Source organism: Treponema sp. (assembly GCF_045657965.1).
GTDB lineage: Bacteria > Spirochaetota > Spirochaetia > Treponematales > Treponemataceae > Treponema_D.
On record NZ_JAZOUG010000012.1, the window covers coordinates 1 to 5,694 of the forward strand.

Below are 5,694 nucleotides of genomic sequence, written 5' to 3' on the forward strand. Positions count from 1 at the left end.
GTTGATATTTTGAAAGATTTTTAACACATTGAAATGATTTTCCAACTTTTACATCACATATTATAAACAAGATTTAAAAGCTGGGTTCTTGAATTCACCCCAACTTTATTGAAAATACTGTAAATATGTTTTTTTACAGTTGAAACGGATACAAAAAGAGTTTCGCTTATTTGTGAATTAGATTTTCCCAAAGCCAGTTCTTCCAAAACCTCGCTTTCACGTATCGAAAGGGAGAATTTTTTACTTATATCAGAAATGAATTTTGCAACGCTCTCTTTCTCACCGCTTATTACAAGTTCTGCTTTTAACAGTCGCTCTATTTGCTCTTTAGATAAGGTATCTTTCTGTACGTATAAATCAAGCAGTGCCACACGTTTTTCTTCCCATTCAGATTCATTCAGCATAATTAAACCTCTTTAAAAATAAAAAGGTCTTTTCATATCAATGAAAAGACTCCGTTGCCATAAAAAAAAGGAAACCCTGAACAAACAAGGCTTCCTCGCATTTTTTCAAAAGGAATGTAGCATTTTAAATTCTGTATGTCAATTCTTTTGCAAACATATTGACACGTTTTTTGCTTTCGAGTATAAGTTAAACATCTAAGACAAAGGGGTCATAGGTTTTACCTGTGACCCCTTAATTTTTTATTCGGCGATGATGTCGGGCATGTGCGCAGTGCTTGATATCACCGCTTTTTTTTTGGAGGTAAAAAATGAGTGAAGTTTGGAGCGTATGGTTCCTTATTGGTGCAGCCCTTGTATTTTTTATGCAGTGTGGCTTTGCGATGGTTGAAACGGGATTTACCCGTGCAAAAAATGCCGGAAACATCATCATGAAAAACCTGATGGATTTCTGTATCGGAACTCCAATGTTCATGCTGCTCGGTTTCGGTCTTATGATGAGCGAAAACTACATTTTCGGTGTAATCGGAAAACCGCATTTGCAGCTTTTCACTAATTTTGCAGAACTTGACTGGTCGAGCTTTGTATTCAACCTTGTTTTCTGCGCTACTGCAGCGACAATCGTTTCGGGAGCTATGGCAGAACGAACAAAATTCAGCTCTTACTGTATTTATTCGGCTGTAATTTCAGCAGTTGTTTATCCTATTGAAGCAGGCTGGGTCTGGAACTCTAACGGGTGGCTTGCACAGTTAGGATTCGTTGACTTTGCAGGTGGAGCTGCAATTCACTCTGTAGGCGGAACTGCGGCTTTAATCGGCGCAATGTTCTTAGGACCAAGAATCGGAAAGTACGACTATGACAAAAACGGAAAAGTTACAAAGGTACACGCAATTCCCGGTCACTCGCTTACTCTCGGCGCCCTCGGAACCTTCATTCTGTGGTTCGGCTGGTACGGATTCAACGGAGCTGCCTGCACTCAGCTTTTAGGCGTAGGCGGTCTTGCGGCAGTATTTACAACAACAACAATCGCTCCGGCAGTGGCTGCAGTTACAACAATGCTTTTCACATGGTTCAAGAACGGAAAACCTGATGTTTCAATGACCTTGAACGCTTCGCTTGCAGGCCTGGTCGCAATTACTCCGACCTGTGCAACAGTTGACGCACTTGGAGCAAGCATCATCGGCATCGTAGCTGGTTTCCTTGTTGTAATCGTAGTTGAATTTCTTGACTTGAAGCTTCATATTGACGACCCGGTTGGTGCTGTAGGCGTTCACCTTGCAAACGGCATCTGGGGAACTTTGAGTGACGGTCTGTTCAATGTTGAATCTGGCGTTTTCTACGGCGGCGGATTCAAGCACTTAGGAATCCAGACTTTAGGCGAATTCACAATCGTTCTTTGGACAGCTGTATGTATGGTAATCGTATTTGCGCTGATTAAAAAATTCCACGGACTCAGAGCCAGCCGCGAAGAAGAAGTAATCGGTCTTGATAAGCTTGAACACGGAATTGATTCAGCTTACGGCGGATTCATTATGGCTCCGCAGGTTATGACAGGTGGAGATGCAGGACTTGGCGGACTTTCTGCAGGAAACCTTGCTTCAGAAAAAATCTCCAGCACAGTTCCTGTTGAAAAGGCAGTTCCAGTGGCCCGCGCCACAAGCCGCCCTGATGCAAAATTCCATATGGTTACAATTATCACCCGACCGAGCAAGTTCGACGAACTCAAGAGCGCAATGAACGACATCAGTGTAACCGGAATGACCGTTACAAACGTCCTGGGATGCGGCCAGCAGCACGGCAATATTCAGAAATACCGCGGTGTTGAACTTGATATGACCCTTCTTCCAAAAATCAAGGTTGATATCGTAGTTTCAGAAGTTCCAGTAGATTTGGTCGTAACTGCCGCTAAGGAAGTTCTTTACACAGGTCACATCGGCGACGGAAAGATTTTCGTGTACGATGTGCAGAATGTGGTTAAAGTCCGCACAGGCGAAGAAGGCTACGAAGCTTTGCAGGATTAATTTTTATATAAGCTGACTTCAAAAAAAATTACGCCGGGTAAGTTTCCTGATTTCAGGGCTTATCCGGCATTTTTTTAATTCTTAAGATCAGATTCTAAAATCCGGCACATAAATATGCTTTTTATGCTATAATAACGTAATTTTTTTATAGAGGAAAAAGCAAAATGATTACTGGCGAAATAAAAAGCAAAATAGATTCAATCTGGGACGACTTTTTCAGTGCAGGTATGAGCGAATACCTGACTGTCATTGAACAGTTCTCATACCTTATGTTCATACATTCTCTTGATGAAGTTGAAAATGAGACTGAACAGTACGAAAAAATGTCAGGAGAAAAGAAAGAACACATCTTCCCAACTGACAAGCAGAAATACCGCTGGCATATTTTTAAGACCTTTGAAGAAACAGAACTCTTTAATTTGATGAATAAAGAGATTTTTCCTTTCATCAAAAAAATAAATGCAAACGAAGAAAGTGCTTTTGCTCGCTACATGAAAGATGCAGCATTCTCTATTCCTAGCCCGCAGACTTTAAAAGCCGTAATTACAAAACTTGATGAACTTTTTGAAAATCCTGAAGTTCAGACCCGAGACATGCTTGGTGATATTTACGAATATGTTTTGAGCAAGATGAATTCTAGTGGCCAGGTTGGTATGTTCCGTACTCCAAAACAGATTCGCGACATGATGGTTCAACTTATCAGGCCTCAACCAATGGATAAAATCTGTGACCCGGCATGTGGTACTGCAGGATTCCTTATTTCTTCTGCAGAATTTATCCGCGACACATACGGAAACAAGATGGGCGATAAAGAATGGGAGCATTATTCGAAAGGTCTTCTTACTGGTTTTGACACAGGAAGTACAATGCTCAAAATTTCCGCAATGAACCTTCTGCTCCACTCAATCCACGAACCACATATTGCTTATCAGGACAGTGTAAGTAAAAATAACGAAATTGAAGGTGAATTCGATATTATTCTTGCAAATCCGCCGTTTACAGGAAGCGTAAATAAATCAACAATCGCAGAAAGTCTTACAAACGTATGTTCTACAACCAAAACAGAGCTTCTTTTTGTTGCCTTGTTTATCCGTATGCTTAAGAAAGGCGGCCGCTGTGCTTGTATTGTTCCTGATGGAGTTTTGTTCGGTTCAAGTAATGCTCATAAAGCGCTACGTAAAGAACTGGTAGAAAACCATCAGCTTGCAGCAGTTATCAGTATGCCAAGCGGAGTATTTAAGCCTTATGCCGGAGTAAGTACAGGTATTCTTGTTTTTACAAAAACTGGTGCAGGTGGAACAGATAACGTTTGGTTCTATGATATGAAAGCAGACGGATACTCGCTTGATGATAAACGCCAACCAATTGAAGCAAATGACATTCCAGATATCATCAAACGCTTTCATAATCTTGATGCAGAAAAAGACAGAAAGCGTACTGAACAGAGTTTCTTTGTTCCAAAATCAGAAATTGTTGCAAACAACTATGACCTTTCTATAAATAAATATAAAGAAGTTGTTTACGAAAAGGTGGAATATCCGGCTCCAAAAGTTCTTATTAGCGAAATCAAGGCTTTACAGAAAGAAATAGAATCTGATTTATCAGAACTAGAGAAAATGCTGGGAGAATAAGTACGACAGACGTGAACTTATTTTAGGGGTAAATATGGAAAAAGAAGTTATTATAAACAACGAAAACGACTTAAAAGATAAAATCTACATGATTCGTGGCGTTCAAGTCATGCTTGATAAGGATTTGGCTGAAATATATGGCTATTCTACAAAGGCCTTTAATCAGCAAGTAAAGAACAACATTGAAAAGTTCGATGAAGAAGATTTGATGTTTCAATTAACCGAAGAAGAAACCAATAATTTGCGGTCAAATTTTTTGACCGCAAATATAAGCGTTATGTCACGAAGTCTTCCCTATGCATTTACAGAACAGGGCGTTTACATGCTGATGACAGTATTAAAGGGTGAACTTGCCACAAAACAGAGCAAAGCTCTCGTACGTCTCTTTAAGAAAATGAAGGATTACGTTATAGAAAATCAGCAAGTTGTAAGTCAGCGTGATTTTTTACGACTTTCATTGCAAACATCGGAAAACACTCAGAATATTATTGAGTTCCAAAAACAGCTTGCAGAAATTGATGATAAAGTAGAAACAGTTGTAAGTAATCTTGGCGATATGGTCAGAAAATCTGAACTGTCACCTATTATGCTAAACCTTGGAAAACCCGAAATTCCAGCAGGATGGCTTATTTTGAATGGCCAGCCTGTGGAAAGTGATATTGCTTACCAGCAGATTTATACACTGGCTAATAAAACTATCTATATAGTAGATAACTATATTTCTCTGAAAACCCTGATTCTCTTTAAGAATGCAAAGCAGAATGTTGCAGTAACAATCTTCTCCGACAACACAAATAACGGGCTTCATAAAGTTGAATACGATGATTTTTGCAAAGAATTTCCTGGTCTGAAAATTGACGTCAAAGAAGCTGGAAAGATTTTCCATGACCGTTACAATATTCTTGATTACGGAACTCCTGACGAAAAAATCTACCACTGCGGTGCAAGTTCAAAAGATGGTGGCAGAAAAGTAACAACCATCACTCTAACAGATGATACTTCTGTTTATAGTGGTCTGATTGCACAATTGTTAAAGAATAAGCCGTTGGTTTTGAAATAGGGAGAGCAGAAAATGAACGAGTGGAAAACGGTACGGCTTGGGGATATTTTTGATTTACAAATGGGTAAGACTCCTGACCGAAAAAAATTTGATTACTTTCAAGGTTTTCATAAATGGATTTCTATTGCTGATATTTCAAAGTCAGAGAAATATATTTCAGAAACTAAAGAATGTTTATCTGATGAAGCAATTACTTCAAGTGGAATAAAAAGCATTCCTAAAGATACGCTCATAATGAGTTTTAAACTTTCAATCGGAAAAACTGCAATTACTTCTGATGAGATGTATTCAAATGAAGCAATTATGGCTTTTTTACCTAATGGAAAATGTGAAACGGACAATTCTTTTTTGTATCATCTGTTTTCCAATAAAGATTGGTCAGAAGGTAGCAATAAAGCCGTAAAAGGCATTACGCTAAATAAAGCAAGTCTTTCCGAAGCAAAAATTCCACTTCCGCCCCTCGAAGAGCAAAAGCAGATTGCCGCGCAGCTAGATAAATGCACTACACTCCTCGCAAAGCACAAGCAGATGCTCGAAAAATACGACACCCTAATCAAATCCCGATTTATCGAGATGTTTGG

At 39.3% G+C, this 5,694-nt stretch carries 5 protein-coding genes; 4 read left to right on the forward strand and 1 reads right to left on the reverse strand.

The annotated features are described in order from the left end of the window. Positions 1 to 53: 53 nt before the first annotated feature. On the reverse strand, positions 54 to 404 hold the full coding sequence (locus ACKI5B_RS00235; RefSeq protein WP_407424945.1) for a response regulator transcription factor: 351 nt from the start codon (positions 402 to 404) through the stop codon (positions 54 to 56). Positions 405 to 712: 308 nt separating this feature from the next. On the opposite strand from ACKI5B_RS00235, the gene ACKI5B_RS00240 reads away from it, so the two are divergent. The 4 genes from ACKI5B_RS00240 to ACKI5B_RS00255 form a co-directional block, all read left to right on the forward strand. Further along, positions 713 to 2,422, forward strand: coding sequence for an ammonium transporter (locus ACKI5B_RS00240; protein WP_407424946.1), 1,710 nt, complete (start codon positions 713 to 715; stop codon positions 2,420 to 2,422). Between the two features lie 164 nt (positions 2,423 to 2,586). Further along, positions 2,587 to 4,053, forward strand: coding sequence for a type I restriction-modification system subunit M (locus ACKI5B_RS00245; protein ID WP_407424947.1), 1,467 nt, complete (start codon positions 2,587 to 2,589; stop codon positions 4,051 to 4,053). 34 nt (positions 4,054 to 4,087) lie between these two features. Beyond that, on the forward strand, positions 4,088 to 5,113 hold the full coding sequence (locus tag ACKI5B_RS00250; protein WP_407424948.1) for an ORF6N domain-containing protein: 1,026 nt from the start codon (positions 4,088 to 4,090) through the stop codon (positions 5,111 to 5,113). A gap of 12 nt (positions 5,114 to 5,125) precedes the next feature. Then, on the forward strand, positions 5,126 to 5,694 hold a 569-nt coding region (locus tag ACKI5B_RS00255; protein ID WP_407424949.1), incomplete at its 3' end, for a restriction endonuclease subunit S.